The 24,762-nt window shown below is 65.3% G+C and carries 24 protein-coding genes; 22 read left to right on the top strand and 2 right to left on the bottom strand.

What is annotated here, in order from left to right:
* Positions 1 to 116 precede the first annotated feature (116 nt).
* The 5 genes from SJY41_RS10750 to SJY41_RS10730 all read left to right on the top strand — a co-directional run bounded on the left by SJY41_RS10750 (position 117) and on the right by SJY41_RS10730 (position 5,891).
* Entirely contained in the window at positions 117 to 1,394 is a 1,278-nt protein-coding gene (locus tag SJY41_RS10750; RefSeq protein WP_380781566.1) for a tetratricopeptide repeat protein, read from the top strand.
* Between the two features lie 221 nt (positions 1,395 to 1,615).
* Complete coding sequence (locus tag SJY41_RS10745) at positions 1,616 to 2,533, top strand: 4-(cytidine 5'-diphospho)-2-C-methyl-D-erythritol kinase (RefSeq protein WP_380781564.1); 918 nt, start codon at positions 1,616 to 1,618, stop codon at positions 2,531 to 2,533.
* A gap of 294 nt (positions 2,534 to 2,827) precedes the next feature.
* Positions 2,828 to 3,901: a recombinase RecA gene (gene recA, locus SJY41_RS10740; RefSeq protein ID WP_056047175.1), complete on the top strand. Its 1,074-nt coding sequence runs from the start codon at positions 2,828 to 2,830 to the stop codon at positions 3,899 to 3,901.
* Between the two features lie 608 nt (positions 3,902 to 4,509).
* A complete protein-coding gene (locus SJY41_RS10735; RefSeq protein ID WP_380781562.1) occupies positions 4,510 to 5,250 on the top strand; it encodes a class I SAM-dependent methyltransferase in 741 nt (246 codons plus the stop codon).
* A 17-nt stretch (positions 5,251 to 5,267) separates the two neighbouring features.
* The gene (locus tag SJY41_RS10730) at positions 5,268 to 5,891 is read left to right on the top strand and encodes a glutathione S-transferase family protein (protein ID WP_380781561.1); all 624 of its coding nucleotides are present in this window, start codon (positions 5,268 to 5,270) and stop codon (positions 5,889 to 5,891) included.
* Between the two features lie 178 nt (positions 5,892 to 6,069).
* Here the strand turns inward: SJY41_RS10730 and SJY41_RS10725 are convergent, their stop codons facing one another.
* A complete protein-coding gene (locus SJY41_RS10725; RefSeq protein ID WP_380781559.1) occupies positions 6,070 to 7,407 on the bottom strand; it encodes a dicarboxylate/amino acid:cation symporter in 1,338 nt (445 codons plus the stop codon).
* Between the two features lie 71 nt (positions 7,408 to 7,478).
* Here SJY41_RS10725 and SJY41_RS10720 point away from each other — a divergent pair, with 71 nt between their 5' ends.
* Both SJY41_RS10720 and alaS read left to right on the top strand, forming a co-directional pair.
* Positions 7,479 to 8,759, top strand: a complete 1,281-nt coding sequence (locus tag SJY41_RS10720) for a M24 family metallopeptidase (RefSeq protein WP_380781557.1) — start codon at positions 7,479 to 7,481, stop codon at positions 8,757 to 8,759.
* Positions 8,760 to 9,117: 358 nt separating this feature from the next.
* On the top strand, positions 9,118 to 11,769 hold the full coding sequence (gene alaS / locus SJY41_RS10715) for an alanine--tRNA ligase (protein WP_380781555.1): 2,652 nt from the start codon (positions 9,118 to 9,120) through the stop codon (positions 11,767 to 11,769).
* Between the two features lie 292 nt (positions 11,770 to 12,061).
* Here the strand turns inward: alaS and SJY41_RS10710 are convergent, their stop codons facing one another.
* Positions 12,062 to 13,705, bottom strand: coding sequence for a thiamine pyrophosphate-binding protein (locus tag SJY41_RS10710; RefSeq protein ID WP_380781553.1), 1,644 nt, complete (start codon positions 13,703 to 13,705; stop codon positions 12,062 to 12,064).
* Between the two features lie 113 nt (positions 13,706 to 13,818).
* On the opposite strand from SJY41_RS10710, the gene SJY41_RS10705 reads away from it, so the two are divergent.
* The 15 genes from SJY41_RS10705 (at position 13,819) to grxD (ending at position 24,643) form a co-directional block, all read left to right on the top strand.
* Positions 13,819 to 14,718 (top strand): SMP-30/gluconolactonase/LRE family protein, encoded by a 900-nt coding sequence (locus SJY41_RS10705; RefSeq protein ID WP_380781551.1) that lies wholly within the window; start codon positions 13,819 to 13,821, stop codon positions 14,716 to 14,718.
* Between the two features lie 72 nt (positions 14,719 to 14,790).
* A complete protein-coding gene (locus tag SJY41_RS10700) occupies positions 14,791 to 15,501 on the top strand; it encodes a CoA transferase subunit A (RefSeq protein ID WP_380781549.1) in 711 nt (236 codons plus the stop codon).
* A gap of 110 nt (positions 15,502 to 15,611) precedes the next feature.
* The gene (locus SJY41_RS10695) at positions 15,612 to 16,433 is read left to right on the top strand and encodes an HAD family acid phosphatase (protein WP_380781547.1); all 822 of its coding nucleotides are present in this window, start codon (positions 15,612 to 15,614) and stop codon (positions 16,431 to 16,433) included.
* Positions 16,433 to 16,744, top strand: coding sequence for a DUF5076 domain-containing protein (locus SJY41_RS10690; RefSeq protein ID WP_380781546.1), 312 nt, complete (start codon positions 16,433 to 16,435; stop codon positions 16,742 to 16,744). Before SJY41_RS10695 ends, SJY41_RS10690 begins: the two co-directional genes overlap by 1 nt.
* Entirely contained in the window at positions 16,744 to 17,379 is a 636-nt protein-coding gene (locus SJY41_RS10685; protein WP_380781544.1) for a 3-oxoacid CoA-transferase subunit B, read from the top strand. Before SJY41_RS10690 ends, SJY41_RS10685 begins: the two co-directional genes overlap by 1 nt.
* Positions 17,379 to 18,062 carry a glutathione S-transferase family protein gene (locus SJY41_RS10680; RefSeq protein WP_380781542.1) on the top strand — a complete coding sequence of 228 codons (684 nt, stop codon included), beginning with the start codon at positions 17,379 to 17,381 and terminating at the stop codon, positions 18,060 to 18,062. Before SJY41_RS10685 ends, SJY41_RS10680 begins: the two co-directional genes overlap by 1 nt.
* Positions 18,062 to 18,946 carry an alpha/beta hydrolase gene (locus SJY41_RS10675; RefSeq protein ID WP_380784113.1) on the top strand — a complete coding sequence of 295 codons (885 nt, stop codon included), beginning with the start codon at positions 18,062 to 18,064 and terminating at the stop codon, positions 18,944 to 18,946. The genes SJY41_RS10680 and SJY41_RS10675 overlap by 1 nt, the downstream gene beginning before the upstream one ends.
* Positions 18,947 to 19,224: 278 nt before the next feature.
* A complete protein-coding gene (locus tag SJY41_RS10670; protein ID WP_380781540.1) occupies positions 19,225 to 19,626 on the top strand; it encodes a hypothetical protein in 402 nt (133 codons plus the stop codon).
* Between the two features lie 37 nt (positions 19,627 to 19,663).
* A complete protein-coding gene (locus SJY41_RS10665) occupies positions 19,664 to 20,176 on the top strand; it encodes a hypothetical protein (protein ID WP_380781539.1) in 513 nt (170 codons plus the stop codon).
* A gap of 89 nt (positions 20,177 to 20,265) precedes the next feature.
* Positions 20,266 to 21,705, top strand: a complete 1,440-nt coding sequence (gene leuC / locus SJY41_RS10660; protein ID WP_380784112.1) for a 3-isopropylmalate dehydratase large subunit — start codon at positions 20,266 to 20,268, stop codon at positions 21,703 to 21,705.
* Positions 21,706 to 21,817: 112 nt separating this feature from the next.
* Entirely contained in the window at positions 21,818 to 22,447 is a 630-nt protein-coding gene (leuD, locus tag SJY41_RS10655) for a 3-isopropylmalate dehydratase small subunit (protein WP_380781537.1), read from the top strand.
* Entirely contained in the window at positions 22,410 to 23,408 is a 999-nt protein-coding gene (locus SJY41_RS10650) for an NADPH:quinone oxidoreductase family protein (protein ID WP_380781535.1), read from the top strand. The genes leuD and SJY41_RS10650 overlap by 38 nt, the downstream gene beginning before the upstream one ends.
* 345 nt (positions 23,409 to 23,753) lie before the next feature.
* Positions 23,754 to 24,077: a DUF1476 domain-containing protein gene (locus SJY41_RS10645; RefSeq protein ID WP_380781533.1), complete on the top strand. Its 324-nt coding sequence runs from the start codon at positions 23,754 to 23,756 to the stop codon at positions 24,075 to 24,077.
* 1 nt (position 24,078) lies between these two features.
* Positions 24,079 to 24,309 (top strand): BolA/IbaG family iron-sulfur metabolism protein, encoded by a 231-nt coding sequence (locus tag SJY41_RS10640; RefSeq protein WP_380781531.1) that lies wholly within the window; start codon positions 24,079 to 24,081, stop codon positions 24,307 to 24,309.
* A gap of 10 nt (positions 24,310 to 24,319) precedes the next feature.
* Positions 24,320 to 24,643, top strand: a complete 324-nt coding sequence (gene grxD, locus SJY41_RS10635; RefSeq protein ID WP_380781529.1) for a Grx4 family monothiol glutaredoxin — start codon at positions 24,320 to 24,322, stop codon at positions 24,641 to 24,643.
* The last annotated feature ends 119 nt before the right edge of the window (positions 24,644 to 24,762 follow it).

The following is a 24,762-nucleotide window of genomic DNA, read 5'->3' as shown; positions in this document are numbered from 1 at the left end:
GTCTCGTCCTGGCAACTCCCGCCACGGCCGGGACGGGTGAACTCTCCGCCTATCTGAAGGCCCGTGCCGCTGACGCCGCCGGGCGGCCGGACCTCGCCGCCGCGAGCTATGCCAAGGTGCTGGCGGCGGCCCCTGACGACCCCGTTGTCGCGATCCGCGCCTACCGCGAGGCGCTTCAGGCCGGCGACATGCCGCTTGCGACGCGCGCCGCCGCCGTGCTGGTCAAGGCCGGGGTGGCGCCCGCCGATGCCGCACTCCTCCCGCTGGCCGACGCTGCTCGCAACGGCGACACGAAGGCGGCAAGCGCCGCCATCGCCACGCTTGCGACCGGCCCCCTCGTGGTCCTCGCTCCCTCGCTCTACGCCTGGGTCGCCCATGCCGAAGGTCGCGACCCCGAACCGCCGCTTGCCGTCGCGGCGAAGGACCCCGTCGCCAACCGCTTCGCCACGGAGACGCGTGCGCTGATCGCCGCCGCGCCGCCCGGGCAACCCCTCGCGATCGGCGTCTCGCGCCTGCTGGCCCGCCTCGCGAGCGACCTCGCCGCCGGCGAACCCTCGCCGCTCTCGATCGCCCTGACTCAGGCCGCCCTGCGCACCGACCCCGGCTACGACCGCGCGCGCATCCTCCTCGCCGACGCGCTCGCCCGCAGCAAGATGGTCGAGTCCGCGCTCGCCGTGCTCGACCAGGTAGCCCCGAAAAGCCCGTTCGCCGCGGCTGCCGCGGCCGAACGCGTCGACATCCTGTCCAACGCCGACCGCGAAGGCGAAGCGCTTGCCGCTGCCAAGAACCGCGTCGACCATAAGGATGCCGACTCCGCCGACTGGCAGCGCTACGCCGACCTTCTCCTGACCACGGGCAATCCCGTCGAAGCGGCCAACTGGTACGCCAAGATCATCGCCGCCGATGGCGAGAAGGGTGGCAGCTGGGGTGCATGGCTGCAATATGGCGGCGCGCTTGACCAGGCGGGCCGCTGGCCCGAAGCCCGCGACGCGCTCGAAAAAGCGGTAGCCCGCGGCCCGGCTCAACCGCTCGCGCTCAACTATCTGGGGTTTGCGCAGGTCGAGCACGGCGACGACATCCCCGCCTCGATCAAACTGCTCGAGCGGGCCAGCCGCCTGGACCCGACCAACGCCTCGATCACCGATTCGCTGGGCTGGGCCTACCACCTTTCCGGCGACACCAGTCGAGCACTCCCGTTGCTCGAAAGCGCCACGCAGGCCGAACCCACCAACGCCGAGATCGCGGATCACCTCGGCGACGCCTATTGGAGCATCGGTCGCCGCTACGAAGCCCGTTACGCCTGGCGCGCCGCGGTCTTGACCGCCGAACCGGCCGAAACCGCCCGCATAACCGCCAAGATCGCAGGCGGTCTGCCGGCTAACGCACGCCGCTAGCCGAAACGCTTTTGTCCAAGCCACTCCGCCGTCCGACGTGGCGACACGGCACGCCGTCACTTCCTCTTTCAGCCGTCACCCCAGCGGAGGCTGGGGTCTCCCACGAGGCACGTGACGCTCGTCTTACAACGAGACCCCAGCCTCCGCTGGGAGGACAGCAATTTGTTGGCTAAGTCGAAAGCAAAACCGAGCACAACCCGCCGCCAATCCAGAGACCCGCAATGTTCGCCATTACAGAAGCCGCCCCCGCAAAGATCAACCTCGCGCTCCACGTCCGCCATCGCCGCCCCGACGGCTACCACGAACTCGAAACCCTCTTCGCCTTCGCCACCGACGGCGACGTCGTCACGGTAGAAACCGCGAAGACCAACAGCTTCACCATAACCGGCCCCTTCGCCGCCTCACTCCTACCACCCGTCCACACCACTCCCGCGAAGGCCGGGGCTCAATCGGGAACGGGCAGTGACGACGCGCCGAACGCGCCTTCTGGCAATGCCCCTTGGCACGGCAACCTCGTAACCGCTGCCACCGACGCCTTTACCGCCGCGTTCGCCCCCGAGGCCCACCACGCCATAACCCTCGAAAAGCACCTCCCCATCGCCTCGGGCATAGGCGGAGGTTCAGCCGACGCGGCTGCCACCCTCCGGGCGCTTGCTCGCCTCCACGGCATCAGCGCAACCGACCCCCGCCTTTACGCCATCGCCGCAGGGCTCGGCGCCGACGTTCCCGCCTGTCTCGCCAACCGCACTACGCTCGGCATCGGCAAGGGCGACATCCTGACCAATCTCGAAGGCCTGTCCGGCACGCCGCTGCTGCTCGTAAATCCGGGCGTGGCAGTCTCGACGGCTGCCGTCTTCCAGACATGGGACGGCCAGGACCAAGGTCCGATCGCCGAAGGCAATTTCCTCGACCGCGCGAGAGCGAGCCGCAATGACCTGGAACCCCCCGCACTAGCCCTGGCCCCCGTCATCGCCGAAGTCCGCACGCTCCTCGACGCGGCGGAAGGCGTCCTGTTGTCGAGAATGTCGGGCTCCGGTGCCACCTGCTTCGCCCTGTTCGACTCCCTGGAAGCCAGAGACGTCGCTGCCATCGCCGCGCACGCTCGCGGCTGGTGGATCCTCCCAACGACCTTGGCCTGACGACCGGTCGCAAGATAAGTCCGAACGGCTATCGACCAAAACCTGCCCCGGTCATTCTCGCTTTTCTAAGCGGTACCGCTCCGCATTCGCGGCTGTTGGCCAAGGGGGGGGGTAAATGCCGGAAGGCGCCCGGCCTGACGCAACGCGAGAGGGGCAGACCCGAACTCCGCAAACACCCGTCATTTTCGCACAAAAACAGATGTTCCACTCTTGTTCCATGAGAACAAAGAGAATACACGGTGTTTGACGCGTTGAATGGCACGCGTGCTTGCTTTACCGATGGGAGCATATTCGATGGCCGCTAATTTGAAAGTGATCGACACCGGCATGGCAACCGCAACCAACGACCGCCAGAAGGCGCTCGACGCTGCGCTCGCGCAGATCGACCGCGCGTTCGGCAAGGGCTCGGCGATGCGCCTAGGCTCCAAGGAAACCATGCAGGTCGAGGTCATCTCGACCGGCTCGCTCGGTCTCGACATCGCGCTCGGCGTCGGCGGCCTGCCGCGCGGCCGCGTGATCGAGATCTACGGTCCGGAAAGCTCGGGCAAGACCACGCTCGCGCTCCACGTGATCGCCGAAGCGCAGAAGGGCGGCGGCACCGCGGCATTCGTCGATGCCGAGCACGCGCTCGACCCGGTCTATGCGAAGAAGCTCGGCGTCAACATCGACGAGCTGATCGTGTCGCAGCCCGATACCGGCGAGCAGGCGCTCGAGATCGTCGATACGCTGGTCCGCTCGAACGCGATCGACGTGCTCGTGGTCGACTCGGTCGCAGCGCTCGTCCCGCGTGCCGAAATCGAAGGCGAGATGGGCGACAGCCATGTCGGCCTCCAGGCGCGTCTCATGTCGCAGTCGCTGCGCAAGCTGACCGGTTCGATCAGCCGTTCGCGCTGCATGGTGATCTTCATCAACCAGCTCCGCATGAAGATCGGCGTCATGTACGGCAACCCGGAGACGACGACGGGCGGCAACGCGCTGAAGTTCTACGCCTCGGTCCGTCTCGACATCCGCCGCATCGGCGCGATCAAGGCTGGTGAAGAGGTCACTGGCAATCAGACCCGCGTGAAGGTCGTCAAGAACAAGGTCGCGCCGCCGTTCAAGCAGGTCGAGTTCGACATCATGTACGGGCAGGGCGTGTCGAAGCTTGGCGAGATTCTCGATCTCGGCGTTAAAGCCGGTTTGGTCGAGAAGTCCGGTGCGTGGTTCAGCTACGACAGCGTCCGTCTGGGCCAGGGTCGCGAGAACTCGAAGACCTTCCTCAAGGACAACCCCGAGACCGCCGATCGCCTCGAAAAGCAGATCCGCGCGCGCACCGACAAGGTCGCCGAGGAAATGATGGCCGGCCCCGAAGAAGGCGACGACGCCTAACCACTTTAACCCTCTCCCTAAGGGGAGAGGGAGGGACCCATTGCATTCGCAATGGGAGGGTGAGGGCACACGGTGCGTGGTGCGTGGTGCGTGGTGCGTGGTGCGTGGTGCGTGGTGCGTGGTGCATGGTGGTCGAGCAGGCACGTTGCCGATAACGCAGTTGCTTGGTGAAATTATGCTTCGCCAACCCACGGTTGACGCCACCCCGGCGAAGGCCGGGGCCCAGTTGGCAGGACCCGGCAGATAGCGTGCCGTGCCAGGCCACGCTCTCTCGCCTCAATAACTCGTGCCCGTTGACGGTCCCCCCGTGTGGTCTCGTGAAGGCGGGAGCCCAATCTGTTACCCGCCCTAGCGGGGAAACGGAAAAGCAGAAGCCGCGCTTGCAAAACCACTTAACAGGATCGGCACGGGCCTTAAAATACCCCAACGCCAAACGTTAACCAGCGTCTATACTTCCTGTACTTCACTCCCCGCCGCCGTCTCCTCGATCCGACCATGAGGCACGCCAACCCATGACCACCGCCACAGACTGGACCGGCAAGACAGGCGACGTATGGGCCGCGGAATGGCGCCGGACCGACCGCAGCTTCACCAACCTGACGCCCCATTTGAACGCAGCGATCCTCGCCGCTGCGATTCCCAAGACCGCCAGGATCATCGACATTGGCTGCGGCGCCGGAGCAACCACGCTGGCCACGGCGCAAGCCCTCCCAACCGCGAACGTAACCGGCATAGATCTCTCACCCACCCTGATCGAGATCGCCAGTCACCGAGGCGAAACCCGGCCTAACGCCAGTTTCGAACGGGCCGACATCATTATCGCCGCCCCGAACCACGCGCCGATAGACCTCTACGTCTCCCGCCACGGCGTCATGTTCTTCGCCGACCCCATCGCCGCCTTCTTCACGCTCGCAAAAGCCGCCGCTCCGGGCGCCGCGCTGGTCTTCTCCTGTTTCGCCGAACGTGGCGCAAACCGCTGGGCGGTCGACATCATCACCGCAACGAGCGGCGACGCGAACGCTCCCGAGTCGACAAAGCCTGGCCCATTCGCGTTCGCCGATCCGACGCACGTCGCCATGGTTTTGAAGGTGGCAGGCTGGCAAGCTGACCCGCCGCAACGCATCGATTTCGCCTACCGAGCAGGGGAAGGGACCGACCCCGTAGCCGACGCCGTCGATTACTTTTGCCGCATAGGCCCCGCGGCGTCCACGATCCGCGACGCTGCTCCCGAGGAACGCGAGCGCCACATCGCGCGTCTCACTGAGGTCTGCGAACGGTACCGGGGCGGCGACACGGTGGAGTTCCCCGCCGCAGCGTGGATCTGGACCGCACGCAAACCAACCAAATAGAAACAGGGGGAGCCAGCATGATCATCGTCCACCATCTCGAAAACTCGCGGTCGCAACGCATCCTGTGGATGCTCGAGGAACTCGGCATTCCCTACGAGATCAAGCGCTATGAGCGGAATAAGCAGACCATGCTCGCCCCGCCTGAGCTCAAGAAGGTCCATCCGCTCGGCAAGTCGCCGGTAATCGAGGATGACGGCCAGGTCGTCGCCGAGACCGGCGCGATCGTCGAATATCTCGTCGACAAGGCGGACGGTAGACTCGGCGCTCCGGCCAACCGTGCCGACGCGCTGCGCTACCGTTTCTGGCTGCACTACGCAGAAGGCTCGATGATGCCGCCGCTGCTCCTGAAGCTGGTCCTCGCCCGCATTCCGATCATGGGCAAGGCCGCGACTAAGAAGATCCAGCCGATGATCGACGTGCATCTCGACTATATCGAGTCCGAACTCGCACAACGCCCCTGGTTCGCCGGCAACGAGATGACCGCCGCCGACATCATGATGAGCTTCCCTCTCGAAGCCGCCCGCAGTCGAGGCGGCCTCGACGAGTCCCGCCCGGCGACGATAGCCTGGCTGGCCAAGGTCCACGCCCGCGCCGCCTACCAGGCCGGCCTGAATAAGGGCGGGCCCTACGCCTACGCCTGAACCGACACCACCATGTCTCCCGCGAAGGCGGGGACCCAGACCGGGCTCCCGCCTTCGCGGAAGAACAAGAGGCGGTAAAGTCACGATAGCACGCTCTGTCAGCGCTTTTCACAGCATACATGGCATCGCTATCGCGCGGATCCCTGCCTCCGACCGAGCTCGCAGTATAGTCTCACCGTTACGCCTGGCCCGGCGTAATCTTCTCATAGCTATCCACGGTGACCTTTGGCCCATGCCCCGTCGGCGCAACCGGCGGATCCCTGTCCGCCGGCTCACGCTCGTCGAGCCCGCCCTCCCACTTCGCCACCACGGTCGCCGCGACCGCATTGCCAATCACGTTGGTCGCCGAGCGCCCCATGTCGAGGAAATGGTCGACAGCGAGGATCAGCAGGATGCCCGCCTCCGGGATCTTGAACATCGACAGCGTGCCGGCGATTACCACCAATGATGCGCGCGGCACCCCCGCAATTCCCTTCGACGTCACCATCAGCACCAGCAGCATCGCGATCTGCTGTCCGATCGGCATGTGAATGCCGTAGGCCTGCGCGATGAACAGCGACGCGAACGTCATGTACATCATCGACCCGTCGAGATTGAACGAATAGCCCAGCGGCAGCACGAAGCTCGCGATCCGCGGCGGTACGCCGAACCGGTCGAGCGCCTCCAGCGTCCGTGGATACGCGGCCTCCGATGACGCCGCCGAAAACGCCAGGATCAACGGATCGCGGATATACCGCACCAGCAACCGCGTCCGCGGCCCGATCAGCAGGAACGCGATCCCGATCAGTACCGCCCAGAGCAAGGCGAGCCCGATATAGAAGCTCAGCATAAAATAACCGAGCTGCCCGAGAATGGTCGGCCCCCGCTCCGCCAAGGTCGCGGTCACTGCCGCAAAGACCGCGAACGGCGCGAACCGCATCACGTAATTGGTGATCTGGAGCATCACGGCGACCAGCGCCTCGATCGCCTTCACGAGCGGCGCGGCCTTCTTGCCGACCGCGGTGATCGCGACGCCGACGAACACCGAGAACACGACGATCTGGAGGATCTCGTTGCCCGCCATCGCCGCAATCATCGAATCCGGGACGATGTGCGTGATGAACTTGGCAAGATCGAATGCCGCGCGGTCGACGCCGCTCGACGCGGTTGCTGGCGGGATTGCGAGCGCCAGACCGACGCCAGGCTGCAACACGTTGACCAGGATCAGGCCCAGGGTGAGCGACAATAGGCTCGCGCAGATGAACCAGCCAAGGCTCCTCAGCCCGACCCGTCCAAGCGCGCCGGTATCGCCCATATGCGCGATACCAACCACCAGCGTCGAGAACACCAGCGGTGCGATGATCATCTTGATCAACCGCAGGAACAGAGTCGTCACGATCGAGAAATAGCCCGCGATGTCCTTCAGGCGTTCAGCGGACTCAGGCGTGCCGTTGTCGATCGACGCGTTCAGGATCCAGCCGACGACCATCCCCGCGACAAGGCCGAACAAGATGTAGTAGGTTAGCCGCTTGGCCATTAATCGCTCCCGAGAAGTGCCGACAGGGAAGGGGATTGCGGCGCCCGGGTCAAGGACCCTATCGTCCGACGATGTCGACAGAATTTTATAAACCCACCTTCAGCCCCTCCCGTCGCGACCTGCTAAGCGTGGCAATCGCGGCACCGTTGCTGTCGACCACTGCGATCCTCCGCGCTGCCGAGCCCGATCTGTCGGCGCTGGCCGACATTACGGCCACGACCAGGCCGATCGACGCCGCCGAACGCGCCACGCGGCTGGTCCGCGCGCAATCGCTGATGAAGGCGGCGGGCATCGGCGCGGTGCTGATCGAGCCGGGATCGTCGATGATCTACTTCACCGGCGTCCGCTGGCACACGAGCGAGCGACTGACGCTGGCGATCCTTCCGGTCGACGGCGAACCGTGCATTGTCACGCCATTCTTCGAGGAGCCGTCGGTGCGCGAGACGCTCGCCATCCCCGCCGAGGTGCGCGTGTGGCAGGAGGACGAGAACCCGCTCGCCGTCGTCGCCGGCTTCCTGCGCGACCGGAAGCTCGCCGCGCGTCCGATCGGGCTGGAGGCGGAGGTGCGCTACTTCGCCTATGCCGGACTCGCGCGCGTGCTGCCCGATGCGACGATCGTGTCCGCCGACCCGGTCGTCCGGGCCTGCCGGATGATCAAGACCCCCGCCGAGATCGCGTTGATGCAGGCCGCGACCGAGGTCACACTCGCCGCCTATCGCTGGACCTACGCGCGGGTCGAGAAAGGCATGGCCGGCCCCGAGATCGGCGCGCTGATGAACGCCGCGACCAAGAAACTCGGCGGCGCGCCCGAATTCGCGCTCGCGCTGATCGGCGAGGCGTCGGCCTATCCGCACGGCAGTCGCGAGATCCACCGCGTCGCTGGCGGCCAGGTCGTGCTGATGGACTGCGGCTGCACCGTGCAGGGCTATCAGTCCGACATCTCGCGCACATGGGTCCACGGCACCGCGACCGCCGACCAGCGCAAGACGTGGGACCAAGTCGCCCGCGGGCAACAGATCGCGTTCGCCGCTGCGAAGATCGGCGCACCCGCCGGCAGCGTCGACGGCGCGGTCCGTCGCTATTATGAAACGCTCGGTTACGGCCCGGGCTACAAGCTCCCCGGCCTCTCGCACCGCACCGGCCACGGCATCGGCATGGACGGCCACGAACCCGTCAACCTCGTCCGTGGCGAGACGACTAGGCTGGCGGCTGGAATGTGCTTCTCCGACGAGCCGGGCATCTACATCCCCGGCAGATACGGAGTGCGGATCGAGGATTGCTTCCACATGACCGATGCAGGCCCGAAATGGTTCAGCGAACCGCCTAAATCGATCGACGCGCCGTTGGGGTAAGCTACCTTCCCGCTAATGCCACCACCCCGGCGAAGGCCGGGGTCCAGTTGGAAAGGTGGCAATAATCGAGCGCAGTCCTTCGTTAGCAACGTCCCCCAACTGGGCCCCGGCCTCCGCCGGGGTGGTAGTCTTCGCCGAAGCGGTAGCCTCCGCCGGGGTGGTAGTCTTCGCCGGGGTGGTAGATGTGGGGTGAGGTAGCGCACTCCCTTGTTCTCCCGCGAAGGCGGGAGCCCAGTCTGGATCCCCGCCTTCGCGGGGAAACATGCTGCCTCGGTTCAACAGGATATGTCTCGACCACACCCCCACACCCCCACACCTCCACTTGAGCGAAGCGCGCCGCTCGCCTAAGTCCCCGCGCATGACATCGACGAACGACATCCGCCGCGGCTTCCTCGACTATTTCGGTTCGCAGGGGCACCAGATCGTGCCATCTGCGCCGCTCGTGCCGCAGAACGACCCGACGCTGATGTTCGTCAACGCCGGTATGGTGCCGTTCAAGAACGTCTTCACCGGCCTCGAATCGCGCCCCTACACCACGGCCACCTCGTCGCAGAAATGCGTCCGCGCCGGCGGCAAGCACAATGATCTCGACAATGTCGGCTACACCGCGCGCCACCACACCTTCTTCGAAATGCTCGGCAATTTCTCGTTCGGCGATTATTTCAAGGAACAGGCGATCGTCCACGCCTGGACGTTGCTCACGCGCGAATGGGGCCTGTCGCCCGACAAGCTGACCGCCACGGTCTATCACACCGACGACGAGGCGTTCGATCTCTGGAAGAAGGTCGCCGGCCTCCCCGATCACCGCATCATCCGCATCCCGACCAAGGACAATTTCTGGTCGATGGGCGACAACGGGCCGTGCGGGCCATGCTCGGAAATCTTCTACGACCACGGCGACCACATCTTCGGCGGCCCTCCCGGCAGCCCCGACGAGGACGGCGATCGCTTCGTCGAGATCTGGAACCTCGTGTTCATGCAATATGAGCAGGAGAACGCCGAAATCGTCGGCAGCCTCCCCAAGCCGTCGATCGACACCGGCATGGGGCTCGAGCGCATCGCCGCGGTCATGCAGGGCGTCACCGACAATTACGACACCGACACCTTCAAGGCGCTGATCGCTGCCTCGGGCGCACTGACGCACACTGCGACCGACGGCGCCAACACCGCCAGTCACCGCGTGATCGCCGATCACCTGCGTACCGCCGGCTTCCTGATCGCCGACGGCGTGCTGCCCGCGAGCGAGGGCCGCGGCTACGTCCTCCGCCGGATCATGCGCCGCGCGATGCGTCACGCGCACATCCTCGGCGCCAAGCAGCCGCTGATGCACCGCCTCGTCCCCGCGCTCGTCACCGAGATGGGCGCGGCGTACCCCGAACTGTCGCGCGCGCGTCCGCTGATCGAGGCGACCCTCCAGCAGGAGGAGACGCGCTTCCGCCAGACGCTCGACAAGGGGCTGAAGCTGCTCGACGAGGCGACCACCGGGATGACCGACGGCACGCTGGCGGGCGACGTCGCGTTCAAGCTCTACGACACCTACGGCTTCCCGTACGACCTCACCGAGGACGCACTGCGCGAACGCAACATCGCGGTCGACCGCGAAGGCTTCGACACCGCGATGGCCGAGCAGAAGCGCGCCGCCCGCGCCGCCTGGAAAGGCTCGGGCGCCAAGGCTTCGGACGACATCTGGTTCGACATCGTCGAGCAGACCGGCGGCACGGAGTTCCTCGGCTACGCATCCGATACGGGCGAGGGCGAGGTCGTCGCACTGGTCAAGGACGGCGCGCGCGTCGACCACGCTACCACCGGCGATACCGTCGCGATCGTCGTCAATCAGACGCCCTTCTATGGCGAGAGCGGCGGACAGGTCGGCGATGCCGGTCACATCTCCAACGACACCGGCCTGCGCGCGAACGTCACCGAGACGTCGAAGCAACTCGGCCGCGTGTTCGTCCACCACGCGATCGTCGACGCCGGCGAGATCAAGGTCGGCGACCCGGTCAAGCTCCAGATCGACGTCGCCCGCCGCGCGCAGATCCGCGCCAACCACTCCGCGACGCACCTCCTGCACGAAGCCTTGCGCGAACGCCTCGGCACGCACGTCGCGCAGAAGGGCAGCCTCGTCGCGCCCGACCGCCTGCGGTTCGACTTCTCGCAGCCGGTCGCGATGACTCCCGCCGACATCGCGCAGATCGAGGCCGACGTTAACGCGCAGATTCGTCGCAACGGCGCGGTGACGACGTTATTGATGACCCCAGACGACGCGATCGCGATGGGCGCGATGGCGCTGTTCGGCGAGAAATACGGCGACGAGGTCCGCGTCGTCTCGATGGGCTCGACCGACGAAGGCACCTACTCGATCGAGCTGTGCGGCGGCACGCACGTCAACGCACTCGGCGACATCGGCCTGTTCAAGGTCGTCGGCGAAGGCGCGGTCTCGAGCGGCATCCGCCGTGTCGAAGCGCTCACCGGCGAAGCGGCGCGCGCGTATCTGACCAGCCGCGACGATCGCCTCCGCGAAGCCGCAGCAGTGCTGAAGTCGACCCCCGACGAGGTCCCGGCCCGCGTTGCGTCGCTGCTCGAAGATCGCCGCCGCCTCGAACGCGAACTCGCCGACGCGAAGAAGGCACTGGCGCTGGGTGGCGGTGATTCGGGCGAAGCAGCAGGCCCGGAGCAAGTCGGCGGCGTCGCGTTCATCGGGCAGGTGCTCAACGACTTCGAGGCGAAGGGCCTGCGTGGGGCGGTCGACGAAGCCAAGCAGCGGCTCGGCTCCGGCATCGCCATGCTGGTCGCGATCAACGACGGCCGCGCTTCGGTCGCGGTCGGCGTGACGGCGGATCTGGTGGCCAGCCACAACGCGGTCGACCTGCTCAAGATCGCGGTGGCTACGCTAGGCGGGCAGGGCGGCGGCGGCCGTTCCGACATGGCGCAGGGCGGTGGTCCCGATGGCGACAAGGCCGCGGAAGCAGTCGCGGCAGTGCGGGCAAAGTTGGAAGCGGCGGGCGCCTGAACTCGCCGCCGTCAGACGCTAACCCCAAGCAGTGTTCCCCCGCGGACGCGGGGGCCCAGCTAAGTACCGCTAGCTGCCCTGGCTCCTGGACCCCCGCCTCCGCGGGGGAACAGTGGCTGCGCTAATGAAGTCGCCGGCTACAACTACCTCCACCCCGGCGAAGGCCGGGGCCCAATTGGCAAGGCCGATATAACGGAGGCTCGTCCCTCGTTACAGCCGTCCCCCAATTGGGCCCCGGCCTTCGCCGGGGTGGTGCTAATATTGCGTAAGTGGTTCGAGCGGGAAACGAGGCTCAGCCCCCACGCACCCTCGCCAGCGTAGTCCCAGCGGTAATCGCCTCGATATCCGTCACCACATGCAGCAACCTGACCCCAGACCGAGACATCGCCCGCTCCAGCGCCCCCGCAAAATCCCCCGTCCGGGAAACAGTCTCCGCCCAACACCCATAAGCGCGCCCCAGCGCAGCAAAGTCCGGGTTCCGCAACACAGTCCCCGAAACCCGCCCCGGATACTCCCGCTCCTGATGCATGCGGATCGTCCCATACCCGCCATTATCCACCACCAGCACCAGCATGTCCGCCCCATGCGCAACCGCGGTCGCCAGTTCCTGTCCGTTCATCAGGAAACACCCGTCCCCCGCGAGCGCCACGACCGTCCGCTCCGGATGCCGCAACGACGCCGCCACCGCCGCCGGCACGCCGTACCCCATTGCCCCGGCAGTCGGCGCCAATTGGGTACCCGGCCCGGCATAGGCCCAGTACCGATGCCACCAGCCCGAGTAATTCCCCGCGCCGTTGCAGATGATTGCATCCGTCGGCAGCCGCTCGCGCATCGCCGCCACGCACGGCCCCAGGTCCATCACCAGATCGCGTGGCGCCGGCGTCGACCAGTCTAGCCACTCCGCATGCGCCTCAGACCCGGCAGTCCGCGGCGGCAAGTCGACCGCTAGCAACGCCTCGGCAAACTCCGCCATCCCCGCACACACCGCGACATCCGCGCGGTACGCTCGGTGCAACTCGTCAGGATCGGGATGTACATGGATCAGCCGCTGTCCTGGATGCTCAGGCGTGATCAGCGCATAGCCATCGGTGGTGGCCTCCCCGAGCCGGGGCCCAACGACCAGCAGCAGATCTGCTGCCTTCACCCGCTCGACCAGCTTCGGGTTGGGCCCGTACCCAAGGTTGCCAGCCCACACCGGGCAGTCGTTTGGAATAGCATCCTGCCGCCGAAACGCTGCCGCCACCGGAATGCCGTTACGATCCGCCCACGTCGAGAACGCCCCCGATGCAGCCACGTCCCAACCCGCACCGCCAACGATCGCCAACGGCCGCTCGGCGGTCGTCAGCAGATCGGCCAGCAAGTCCATCGTATCCGCGTCGCAAGCCTGCGCTACCCGCTCGATCCGCGGTCGATCGACCGCCTCGACGACATCCAGCAGCATGTCCTCGGGCAACGCCAGCACCACCGGGCCCGGCCGCCCCGACATCGCCGTCGCATAAGCTCGCGCGACATATTCGGGGATACGCCGCGCATCGTCGATCCGCGCCGCCCACTTGGCGATCGGCGTGAACATCGCCTGGAAATCGATCTCCTGAAACGCCTCCCGGTCGCGCGTGCCGCGGTCGATATCGCCCACGAACAGGATCATCGGCTGCGAGTCCTGCATCGCGACATGCACACCGATCGAAGCATTTGTCGCCCCCGGTCCGCGCGTCACGAACGCCACCCCCGGCCGATGCGTCAGCGTTCCGTCCGCGCACGCCATGAATCCGACGCCGCCCTCCTGCCGACATACCACCAGGTCGATCGCCGGCGTGTCATGCAGTGCGTCGAGCACCGCGAGGAAGCTCTCCCCCGGAACGGTGAAGATCCGGTCGCAACCCTGTGCGACGAGTTGGTCGACCAGGATACGGCCGCCGGTGCGTGGTGTGATCATGGCCGCATCCTGCCGTCGCTCACGCGGGAAGTCGAGAAACACCGTGCACGTGCCCGCATCTCGCCTACCTTGACCGAGAAGCCGGGACCAACCCGACTCGCCCGGAGAGGATCATGACCGAATTCACCACCGTCGCCAGTGGCTTGCGCTTTCCCGAAGGTCCCGTCGCGATGCCCGACGGCAGCGTCATCCTCGTCGAGATCGAAGCCGGCCGCATCACCCGCATCGCCCCGGACGGTACGAGCACGACGGTAGCCGAACCCGGCGGCGGCCCCAACGGCCTCGCAATCGGCCCCGACGGCAAGCTCTATTGCTGCAACAATGGCGGCTTCGCATGGCGCGAGGCGAACGGCTTCCTCACCCCGCACGGTCAGCCGGAAGACTATTCCGGCGGCCGGATCGAGCGGATCGACATCGCCACCGGCGCGGTCGAGATCCTCTACAAGGACGGCGATTTCGGCTGCGCGCTGCGAGGACCCAACGACATCGTCTTCGATTCGCACGGCGGCTTCTGGTTCACCGATCACGGCAAATCGCGCGACCGGGAACGCGACATCACCGGCATTTTTTACGCGAAGACCGATGGCAGCCATCTCGAGGAAGTGATCTTCCCCAGCGAAAATCCCAACGGCATTGGCCTCTCGCCCGACGGTACGCGGCTTTATGCGGCGGAGACGTTCACCTGCCGCCTGATGGCGTTCGACATCGTCACGCCGGGCAAGGTCGCCAACGCGTCGGGCACGCCACTCTACCGCCCTGCCGGCTACAAGTTCTTCGATTCGCTCGGCGTCGAGGCAAGCGGCAACATCTGCGTCGCGACGATCGGCGAATGCGGGATCAGCGTGATCTCGCCCGCCGGAGAGCTGGTCGAATTCGTCGCGACCGACGACGTCTTCACCACCAACATCTGCTGGGGCGGCGCGGACAGGATGGATGCGTACATAACCTGCTCGGGCAGCGGCCGGCTGGTGAAAACCCGGTGGAAGCGCCCTGGCCTGATGCTCGCGTACTGAACTGTCGTGCGCAGCGACGTTGCCGAGCGATTGGCGGCGCCTTATGCGGTGACCAGGATTTGAGGAGGATGCATGGCGAACAAGCTTTACACCGACGCGGCGGCGGCGCTCGAAGGCGTGCTGTTCGACGGCATGACGATCTGCGCGGGCGGGTTCGGGCTGTGTGGGATTCCCGAGCGGCTGATCGACGCGATCGAGGCGTCGGGCGTGCGTGACCTGACGATCGCCAGCAACAATGCCGGCATCGACGGGCAGGGCCTCGGCAAGCTGCTCCGTTCGCGCCAGGTGAAGAAGATGATCTCGTCCTATGTCGGCGAGAACAAGGAATTCGAGCGGCAGTATCTGAGCGGCGAACTCGAGGTCGAGTTCTGCCCGCAGGGCACGCTCGCCGAACGCTGCCGGGCAGGGGGCGCTGGGATCCCCGGCTTCTACACCAAGACCGGCGTCGGCACGCAGGTCGCCGAGGGCAAGGAAACGAAGGTCTTCGACGGCCAGGAGTACATCCTCGAACGCGGCATCCGCGCCGATCTCGCGATCATCAAGGGCTGGAAAGCGGACGAGAGCGGCAACCTCATCTTCCGCAAGACCGCGCGCAACTTCAACCAGCCGATGGCGACGGCAGGGAAGATCTGCGTCGCCGAGGTCGAGGAGATCGTCCCCGTCGGCAGCCTCGATCCCGACACGATCCACCTGCCCGGCATCTACGTGAAGCGGACGATCGTCGGTGCGCCGTACGACAAGCAAATCGAATTTCGCACCGTCCGCGAGCGGGTTTCCGCGTGATCCATTCTCTAATCTCCTGCGAACGCAGGAGCCCAGGGTCGTTGGCGTGGGGCTTGGTATCCTGGACCCCTGCGTTCGCAGGGGCACTGGCGCTCCAAGGTTGCGTCAGCGTGTCTGCGCCGACGTCGATCGCAGCGACGCCGACTGTCTCCGCCCCCGTCACCGTCGACGGCGTCCCCGCCGGTATGCAATATCTCTACGCCTCAGGCGAGGCCGCTGCGGACAGTATCCAGGCCTGGAACGCGCTCGTCGGCTATGTCCGCACGCAACGCACGCCAACCTCCGTCGTCCTCGCGCAAGGCGCCTCGCTAGCCGTCCCCACCTGGACCACCTGCGGCACCAAGCCAAAAGCCGCGGTGTTCGACGTCGACGAAACCGTGCTGCTTAACCTTGGCTTCGAATACGACGCGTCCTCCGGCCGACCCTGGTCCGACCCCCGCTGGCAGGATTGGGAGCGCACCGGCGTCACGCAGGTCGCGCCCGTTCCCGGTGCCCTCGCCGCACTCACGCAACTCCGCGCGATGGGCATCACGGTAATCTTCAACACCAACCGCTCCGCCGCCAACGCCGCACAGACGCAAGCCACGATCGAAGCCGCCGGCCTCGGCCCCGCGCGCCACGGCGAAACGCTGTTCCTCGCCGGCGACGACGCGACGGGCACGAAGAAGGACGGCCGCCGCGCGACGATCGCCGCGAAATATTGCGTCGTGGCGATGGGCGGCGACCAACTCGGCGACTTCAGCGACCTGTTCAACGCCGGCCAGACCCCCGCCGCCCGTCGCGCCACGGTTCAGTCGGCTGCAATCGCGGCGAAATGGGGGGCTGGGTGGTTTGTGCTGCCCAACCCCGTATACGGCACCGCGCTCAAGGGCAACCGTGAAGACGTATTCCCACCAGCAGTTCGCTGGGCTCCGACTGGAGGCGTACGCTAATGGCCGACCACCCCAACGCGATCGCGCTCGACAAAGGCGCCCAACTTACCGGCGAATCGGTCGAGGTCGCGCGCATCTGGATCACCAACGGCGCCGGCAGCAACGTGCTGATCGACGCGGGCATCCTTGAGGACCCGACCGTGTTCGGGTATCTCCTCGCCGACACGATCCGCCACGCCGCGCGCGCCTATGCGGGCACGTGGGGTATCGACGAGGACGCCGCGTTGCAGGCGATCGTCGACGGCGTCGGCGCCGAACTGCGCGAACAGTTCACCACGATCACGACAATCCAGGAAGGAACGATCAACTGATGCCCTGGGACCGTAATCAGATGGCGGCGCGGGCTGCGCAGGAACTCAAGGACGGATACTACGTCAATCTCGGCATCGGCATTCCGACGCTGGTCGCGAACAACATCCCCGCAGGCATGACTGTCACGCTCCAGTCGGAGAACGGCATGCTCGGAATCGGCCCGTTCCCCTATGCGGGCGAGGAAGACGCCGACCTGATCAACGCCGGCAAGCAGACGATCAGCGAACTCCCTTCGTCGGTCTATTTCAGCTCTTCGGACAGCTTCGCGATGATCCGCGGTGGCCATATCGACCTTACGGTGCTGGGCGCGATGGAGGTCAGCGAAGGTGGCGACATCGCCAACTGGATGATCCCGGGCAAGATGATCAAGGGCATGGGCGGCGCGATGGACCTCGTCGCGGGCGTTAAGCAGATCATCGTCGTGATGGACCACACCGCCAAGGACGGCACACCGAAGTTCATCCCGTCGTGCACGCTGCCGCTGACTGGCAAGAACGTCGTCGACATGATCGTGACCGACCTAGCGGTGTTCCAACGCCCCGATCACGACAGCCCGTTCAAGCTGGTCGAAATGGCGCCGGGCGTCACTGCGGACGAGATCGCCGCGAAGACCACGGCGCGCTACACCGCCTGATGGGTTACACCCTCGTCACCGCAAACCGCAATTACTCGAGCTGGTCGCTGCGGCCATGGGTCCTGATGAAGGCGCTCGGTATCGCGTTCGAAGACCGGATCGAACCGTTCCTCGCGCCCCAGAATTACGAGGCGTTCCGCGCCTTCTCTCCGACCGGACAGGTGCCTGTGCTGATCGACGGCACGCGAACCGTCTGGGACTCGCTCGGCATCGTGCTCTACCTCGCCGAGCGGCATGAAGGCGTATGGCCGGTCGACGAAGTGGCGCGCGCGTGGGCAATCTGCGCGACGGCCGAGATGCATGGCGGGTTCTCCGCGCTTCGCAACGAACGGACGATGAACGTCGGCGTCCGCGTCGACGCCGCCCCCGGTAGCGACGCGCTCGACCGCGACGTCGCGCGCATCGCCGAACTTTGGAGCGAAGGACTCGACCGGTTCGGTGGCCCGTGGCTCGCCGGCGCCGAGTTCACCGCGATCGATGCCTTCTATGCCCCAGTGGCGTTTCGCGTCCGGACCTACGGGATCGACGTCGGTCCGGCAGGTCTTGCTTGGGTTGAGACGATCATCGCGCACCCGGCGATGCGCGCTTGGGAGTCCACCGCGCTCGCCGAAAAATGGCGCGAGGAGAGCCACGAGGCCGACCTTGCGGCGTGCGGATCGATCACCGCGGACTTCCGCCGCTGATGCGCCGCGCTGCGATCATTGTTGCGCTGATCGTGATCCTGATCGCAGGCACAGCGTTCACCGCAGGGCCGGGTACGCTAAGCATCCTCGACGGCATCATGGGTGGCGGACGCGGCACGGCACGCATCCGTGAGGGCGTCCCGTTCGGCACACACGGCCAGAAACTCGACGTCTGGCGCCCGTCCGGCGGCGCGAAAACCGGCCTGCCGGTCCTGATCTTCTGGTACGGCGGCGGCTGGGTCCACGGCTCCCGCGGCGCCTACGCGTTCGCGGCGCGCGCCTATGCGAAGGCGGGCTATGTCGTCGTCATGCCAGATTACCGCAAGGTCCCCGACGTTCGCTTCCCCGCGTTCCTTCAGGACGGTGCCGAAGCGGTGAAATGGACCCGCGATCACATCGCGCAGTCCGGCGGCGACCCTGAACGGATCGCCGTCGCCGGCCATTCCGCAGGCGCCTACACCGTCGCGATGCTGACGCTCGACGAGCGCTGGCTGAAGGCCGAAGGCGTCGACCCGCACATCATCAAGGCCGCGGTCGGCCTGTGCGGGCCGTACGACTTCTTCCCCTTCACCGCCAAGCGCGCGATCGACGCGATGCAGGGCGCGGCGGACCCGGTGATGACCCAGCCGATCCACTTCTCGCGTGCCGACGCGCCGCCGATGCTGCTGATAACTGCCGGCGCCGACACGCAGGTAAAGCCGCACAACGCGATCAACCTAACTGCGCGGCTGAACGCGCTCGGCGCACCGGTGGCGCACATCGACTATCCTGGCCTCAGCCACGAAAACGTCGCGATGGCGCTGTCGAAGCCGTTCCGCGGCAAGGCGCCGGTCCTGGCCGACAGCGTGGCATTCCTCGACCGGGCGATGCCGAAGTCGAATTGAGTCCGGACTACGTTCAGTTCGGATCATTTCGATGAATATCGATATGTGTATGGAGTAGTCCGGGAACTATAGCGCTGTAATTCCCGGATAACTAAATCAAACAAGTTAGTCATAAACTATTGCTAATGGTCAGTAGAACCATAACCGAGCGGCTTTACTGAACTTCTTGCGTTGCACTGATGTATTGGACCATCAGGCGACGGGGGCCGTAATCCTGACGCTTCCGCAGATACTGGAACACCAGAGCGGACCATTGCGGCAATGCGCAGGAGGGTAGCATGGCAGGTACACCGACCGTATTCATCCAGATATGGGTGGACATCAACGCCGTTCAAAACGGATCGACCGCGGGCGTCTACATGGTCGACAATCGCGTCGGCAACGGCAGCCAGAGCGAGGGCTCGGCGGGTCTTTCGACCCAGGTGACGAATGGTTCGACGATCCAGTGGAACGTCTACAACATCGATGCGAGCAGCGCCGCTGTCGTCAGCATTGTCGATATCGGCAACTGCAACGTCTGGGGCGCGGGAGGGCAGCCGGAGGCGGCGGCGTCGGAATCGTTCGTCGGTCAGGCGCAGTCCACCGGTAGCGCTGGCTACGCGATCACGATCAACGTGCAGAAGCAGGTCGGCTCGGCGGGAATCTCGATCACGCTGAACCCGAGCATCTCCGCAAAATAATACCAGCCCTTCGCGGTCCGCGCCCGAAATTGGCGACGTGAGCCGCACCACATTGGAGAGTTTCGTCATGATGATGCAGGAATCGAAGCTGGTCGTCGCGTACCAGTCCGTGATCGCGCCGCAGGCGTTTATCACTATCGCCGTGGATACCGCGTATGTCGCCTCGCAGCAGGGCCGCAACATCGGCACCGGCGTGTATATGGCCGATAACCAACTCAGCAACGGCAGCAGCAACGAAGGCCACATGGAGTTGTCGACCGTCGTGCCGGTCGGGTCGCTGATCGGTTTCAACTCGGTGCCGATCGCCGCCGACAACGGCGATCAGGTGATCATAACCGGCTTCACCGTGTCGCAAGGCTCGGTCTTCGGCGGCGCCGGCTATCCGCAACAGCAGCCACCGATCGGCCAGCAGCCAGCCGGGTCGTACTGGATCGGGCAGGCGATGAACGCGGGCAACCAGATCTATCAGATTCAGATCAGGGTGACCGTCGGCGTGCTTCGGCCGATCTCGTATTATGTCAACTGGGACCCGTATATCACTGCGCGGTAACCATCGCTAAAGGTGCGAGTACAGCGCATTTCGGATAGATAGTTGCGTCGGGGCTTTGCTCCGACGCAGCTTTCGGTTAACGCGCCCGCATCATGTCCAATCCGCAAACGTTGTACGAAAAGATCTGGGCGGCCCATGTCGTCGAACGCCGCGACGATGGCACCTGCCTGATCTATATCGATCGTCACCTCGTCCACGAAGTCACCAGCCCGCAGGCATTCGAGGGCCTCCGCGTGGCCGGCCGAAAAGTCCGCCGCCCTGACCTGACGCTCGCAGTTCCCGATCACAACCTCCCGACGACGCCGCGCAAGGATGCCGCTGGTCGCGTCCTGCCGATTGCAGATCCTGAGAGCGCGCAGCAACTCGACGCGCTCCGCCGAAATACGTCCGAGTTCGGCATCGACTATATCGACGCGACCGCCGCCGAGCAGGGCATCGTCCACGTCGTCGGCCCCGAGCAAGGTTTCACGCTTCCCGGCACCACGCTCGTCTGCGGCGACAGCCACACGTCGGCGCACGGTGCGCTCGGTGCGCTCGCATTCGGGATCGGCACCAGCGAGGTCGAGCACGTCCTTGCCACGCAGACTCTGCTGTTGTCGCAGGCCAAGACGATGGAAGTCCGCGTCGACGGCGAACTCGGCTTTGGCGTCTCCCCCAAGGACGTCATCCTCGCGATCATCGGCAAGATCGGTGCCGCGGGCGGCACCGGCCACGTCATCGAGTTCACCGGCAGCGTGATCCGCGCAATGTCGATCGAGGGTCGGCTGACGATCGCCAACATGTCGATCGAGGCGGGTGCCCGCGCGGGCCTGATTGCGCCCGACGATACCACTTTCGCATATCTGAAGGGCCGGCCGATGGCCCCGACCGGCGAGGACTGGGTCCGCGCTGTTACCTGGTGGCGCAGCTTGGTGACCGATCCCGGTGCGAAATACGACAAGTCCGTCACGCTCGACGCTGCCGACATCGCCCCCGGCCTTACCTGGGGCACCAGTCCCGAGGACGTCGTTCCGATCACCGGGGTCGTCCCCGAACCGTCGAGCTTTGCCGATCCCGCCAAGCAGGCCGCCGCGCAGAAGTCCCTCGATTATATGGGCCTGACCGCCGGCACCGCGATGCAGGACGTCACGATCCAGCATGTCTTTATCGGCAGCTGCACAAACAGCCGTATCGAGGATCTCCGCGCCGCCGCGTCGATCGCCGATGGTCGCCATGTCGCGGCTGGTGTCCGCGCGCTCGTGGTGCCCGGATCCGGACTCGTCAAGCGGCAGGCCGAAGCCGAAGGGCTCGATCGAATCTTCATTGCCGCGGGCTTCGAGTGGCGCGAACCGGGGTGTTCGATGTGTCTCGCGATGAACCCGGACAAAGTCCCTGCGGGGGAGCGTTGCGCTTCCACGTCGAACCGCAATTTCGTCGGCAGACAGGGTCCCGGTGCGCGCACGCATCTGGTATCACCCGCGATGGCGGCGGCGGCGGCAGTGACCGGTAAGCTGAGTGACGTCAGAGATCTGATGGGGACAAGAGCATGAAGAAGGTTTTCGTACTGCTGGCGGCTGGTGCCATGCTCAGCGGCGTCGCTGCCTATGTCGCATCGGCGCGCACGACTCCTGAGAGAACGGGCGCGGAGCGTACGGAACAGCGATGAACCCGGTCACCACCGTTTCCGGCCGCGCCTATCCCTGGGGTGCGAAGAACATCGACACCGACGTCATCATTCCGGCGCATTGGCTGAAGACGATCACGCGCACCGGGCTCGGTCGCGGCGCGTTCGAGACGGTGCGTGCCGATCCCGGCAACATCTTCGACGACCCGCGCTATGCCGGCTCGCCGATCCTGATTGCGGGCGATAATTTCGGCTGCGGCTCCAGTCGCGAGCATGCCGCCTGGGCGCTCGCCGACATGGGCATCGCCGCGGTGATCGCGCCGAGCTTCTCCGACATCTTCTCGGGCAATGCGTTCAAGAACGGCATCGTCCCCGTCGTGCTGCCCCAGGAGGCGATCGACCGCCTGCTGGAGGTCGCGCAGGACCAGACCGTGACGGTCGATCTCGAGACGATGACCGTCACCACCCCGTTCCAGGATCGCTTCACCTTCGAACTCGACGCATTCCGTCGCCAGTGTCTCATGGAAGGGCTGGACGAAGTCGGCCTGACGCTGGCAAGGGATACCCAGATTTCGAAATTCGAGGAGGCGGTCGCATCGAACCGTCCCTGGACGACGGTGGAGAGCGGGTATGCGAGCATTGGTGTCGAAGGCAGTCGGCGGACCTGAAACTCTGGAAATGGTTGCGCTGCCCGATCTGGTAGCCGGCCCCGGACAGGTCGTCGTCGCGGTCAAGGCTTGCGCGATCAACTTTCCCGACGTCCTGATCATCGAGGACAAATACCAGTTCAAGCCGCAGCGCCCGTTCGCACCGGGTGGCGAAATCGCCGGCACGATCGATTCGATCGGCGAAGGCGTCACCGGTTGGGAGATCGGCGACCGCGTTATCGCGATGCTAGGCCACGGCGGGTTGTGCGAGAAGGTCATCGCCGATCCCGCCAAGCTCTACCGCCTACCCGAAGGCCGCAGTTTCGCCGAGGGCGCCTCGCTGATCCTCACCTACGGCACGACGATCCACGCGCTGCTCGACCGTGGTCACATCAAGGCAGGACAGACCTTGCTCGTGCTTGGCGCGGCCGGCGGGGTAGGGCTGGCCGCGATCGAGCTCGGCAAGGCGTTCGGCGCTAAGGTCGTCGCCGCGGTTTCATCTGAAGAAAAGGCGGCCGCGGCGAAATCCGCTGGCGCCGACGAAACACTGATCTACGCCCGCGCCCCGTTCGATAAGGATCAATCGAAAGCGTTGGCCGAGCAGTTCAAGGCTGCCGTTGGTCGCGATGGCGCACATGTCATCTACGATCCGGTCGGCGGCGATTACGCGGAGCCGGCGTTGCGATCGATTGCATGGGAAGGGCGTTATCTCGTCGTCGGCTTCCCTGCCGGCATCCCAAGACTATCGCTCAACCTGACACTGCTTAAAAGCTGCGACGTGTGCGGCGTGTTCTGGGGCGCGTTCGCAGCGCGTGATCCCAAGGCGAACCAAGCGCATATCGAAACACTGTTCGAGCTCTGGGAGGCAGGAAAGATCGCACCGCGCGTCACGGAAGTTTTTGCCTTCGAAGACGGCGGCAAGGCGATCGCCAAGATGGCGGCACGCAATGCGATCGGCAAACTCGTCGTCGAGATCGGTTGACCGTCACCGACCTCGATTTCTCAACCGAAAACCACGCGTTTAAATAAACCTGGACGCGACCACGGCAATCACGCCCCACATCGCCACGGACGCGATAACACCGTACATCAAACCGTGGAACACAGGGGGTGCGGACCGCGCCGAGGACACGGATATGGACGGGGGTGGCGATAGGATGTTCATTGTCACTCTCCTGTCCATGCGCTGTGTCATGTGACTGCCTTATATATCGTTACGACAAGGACATTGTTCCAGCAGTTTTTGTACGTTTCTGTCGATTGTTGCGCGGGGGCAGTGTGCGACCTATCTCGGGGTTGAAGACGAGATTTAACGGGGACCCGCGCAATGACCACTTTCGACGACCGCGAACGCGCCAGCGAGGCGAATTTCGCGCGCGAGGAAGAGATGGCCTTCCGGATCACGGCGCGCCGCAATCGCCTGCTCGGTGGTTGGGCTGCGCATGAGATGACGCTCACGCCTGAAGAGACGGATGCCTATGCGACCGCACTCGTCCATGCCGACATGGAAGGCGGCGGCGACGATGACGTCGTGCGGAAGCTCGTTGGTGACCTGACGGCAGCGGGCCTCGATCACGACGAAGCGGCCGTCCGCCGTGCCCTCGCACAGCAGATGATCGAGGCGCGTCGCCAGCTGCTGGAGGCGCATTGATATGCCGATGGCTGCCGACGATATCGCCACCATGATCAAGGACGCGATCCCGGATGCGCAGGTCGAGATCACCGATCTCGCCGGCGACGGCGATCATTATGCGGCAAAAGTCACCGCCGGCAGTTTCGCCGGGATGAGCCGAGTGAAGCAGCATCAGGCGGTCTACGCCGCTCTCGGCGGCCGCATGGGCGGCGTTTTGCACGCATTACAGCTTACCACCGCAATTTCCTGAGGACCGATACATGACCGACGACTCCAACGCCCGCATCGACGCCCTCGTAAAGGCCAGCCCCGTAGTGCTGTTCATGAAGGGCAGCCCCCTGTTCCCGCAATGTGGCTTTTCCAGCCGTGCCATCGCGATCCTCAACCATCTCGAGGTCGAGTTCGAAAGCGTCGACGTGTTGCAGGACCAGGGCATCCGCCAGGGTATCAAGGCCTATTCGGACTGGCCGACCATCCCGCAGCTCTATGTCGACGGCGAGTTCGTCGGCGGTTCGGATATCATGATGGAGATGTACGAGAGCGGCGAACTGGCGCAGCTGTTCGAGACGCAGAAGGCTGGCTGAGGTTCGAGCGTCGTCCCTGCGTCAATCGTCACCCGGCCTCAGTCGTCATTCAGCCTCAAGTCGTCACCGAGCCTCAGGTCATCACCGAGCCTCAGATCGTCACCCCAGCGAAAGCTGGG

The sequence above is a fragment of the Sphingomonas sp. R86520 genome (genome assembly GCF_042466285.1).
Taxonomy (GTDB): domain Bacteria; phylum Pseudomonadota; class Alphaproteobacteria; order Sphingomonadales; family Sphingomonadaceae; genus Sphingomonas.
The sequence above is the reverse complement of the archived record's forward strand: the minus strand, read 5'-3'. Positions and strand labels throughout refer to the sequence as shown.

Bases quoted from the DNA above. Each gene is read 5' to 3' on its own strand.
- alaS (WP_380781555.1), top strand. From the start codon at position 9,118: ATGACATCGACGAACGACATCCGCCGCGGCTTCCTCGACTATTTCGGT.
- SJY41_RS10700 (WP_380781549.1), top strand. From the start codon at position 14,791: ATGGCGAACAAGCTTTACACCGACGCGGCGGCGGCGCTCGAAGGCGTG.
- SJY41_RS10675 (WP_380784113.1), top strand. From the start codon at position 18,062: ATGCGCCGCGCTGCGATCATTGTTGCGCTGATCGTGATCCTGATCGCA.
- SJY41_RS10670 (WP_380781540.1), top strand. From the start codon at position 19,225: ATGGCAGGTACACCGACCGTATTCATCCAGATATGGGTGGACATCAAC.
- SJY41_RS10685 (WP_380781544.1), top strand. From the start codon at position 16,744: ATGCCCTGGGACCGTAATCAGATGGCGGCGCGGGCTGCGCAGGAACTC.
- grxD (WP_380781529.1), top strand. From the start codon at position 24,320: ATGACCGACGACTCCAACGCCCGCATCGACGCCCTCGTAAAGGCCAGC.
- SJY41_RS10745 (WP_380781564.1), top strand. From the start codon at position 1,616: ATGTTCGCCATTACAGAAGCCGCCCCCGCAAAGATCAACCTCGCGCTC.
- SJY41_RS10705 (WP_380781551.1), top strand. From the start codon at position 13,819: ATGACCGAATTCACCACCGTCGCCAGTGGCTTGCGCTTTCCCGAAGGT.
- leuD (WP_380781537.1), top strand. From the start codon at position 21,818: ATGAACCCGGTCACCACCGTTTCCGGCCGCGCCTATCCCTGGGGTGCG.
- SJY41_RS10725 (WP_380781559.1), bottom strand. From the start codon at position 7,407: ATGGCCAAGCGGCTAACCTACTACATCTTGTTCGGCCTTGTCGCGGGG.
- SJY41_RS10645 (WP_380781533.1), top strand. From the start codon at position 23,754: ATGACCACTTTCGACGACCGCGAACGCGCCAGCGAGGCGAATTTCGCG.
- SJY41_RS10720 (WP_380781557.1), top strand. From the start codon at position 7,479: ATGTCGACAGAATTTTATAAACCCACCTTCAGCCCCTCCCGTCGCGAC.
- SJY41_RS10680 (WP_380781542.1), top strand. From the start codon at position 17,379: ATGGGTTACACCCTCGTCACCGCAAACCGCAATTACTCGAGCTGGTCG.
- SJY41_RS10640 (WP_380781531.1), top strand. From the start codon at position 24,079: ATGCCGATGGCTGCCGACGATATCGCCACCATGATCAAGGACGCGATC.
- SJY41_RS10730 (WP_380781561.1), top strand. From the start codon at position 5,268: ATGATCATCGTCCACCATCTCGAAAACTCGCGGTCGCAACGCATCCTG.
- SJY41_RS10690 (WP_380781546.1), top strand. From the start codon at position 16,433: ATGGCCGACCACCCCAACGCGATCGCGCTCGACAAAGGCGCCCAACTT.
- recA (WP_056047175.1), top strand. From the start codon at position 2,828: ATGGCCGCTAATTTGAAAGTGATCGACACCGGCATGGCAACCGCAACC.
- SJY41_RS10650 (WP_380781535.1), top strand. From the start codon at position 22,410: ATGCGAGCATTGGTGTCGAAGGCAGTCGGCGGACCTGAAACTCTGGAA.
- SJY41_RS10710 (WP_380781553.1), bottom strand. From the start codon at position 13,705: ATGATCACACCACGCACCGGCGGCCGTATCCTGGTCGACCAACTCGTC.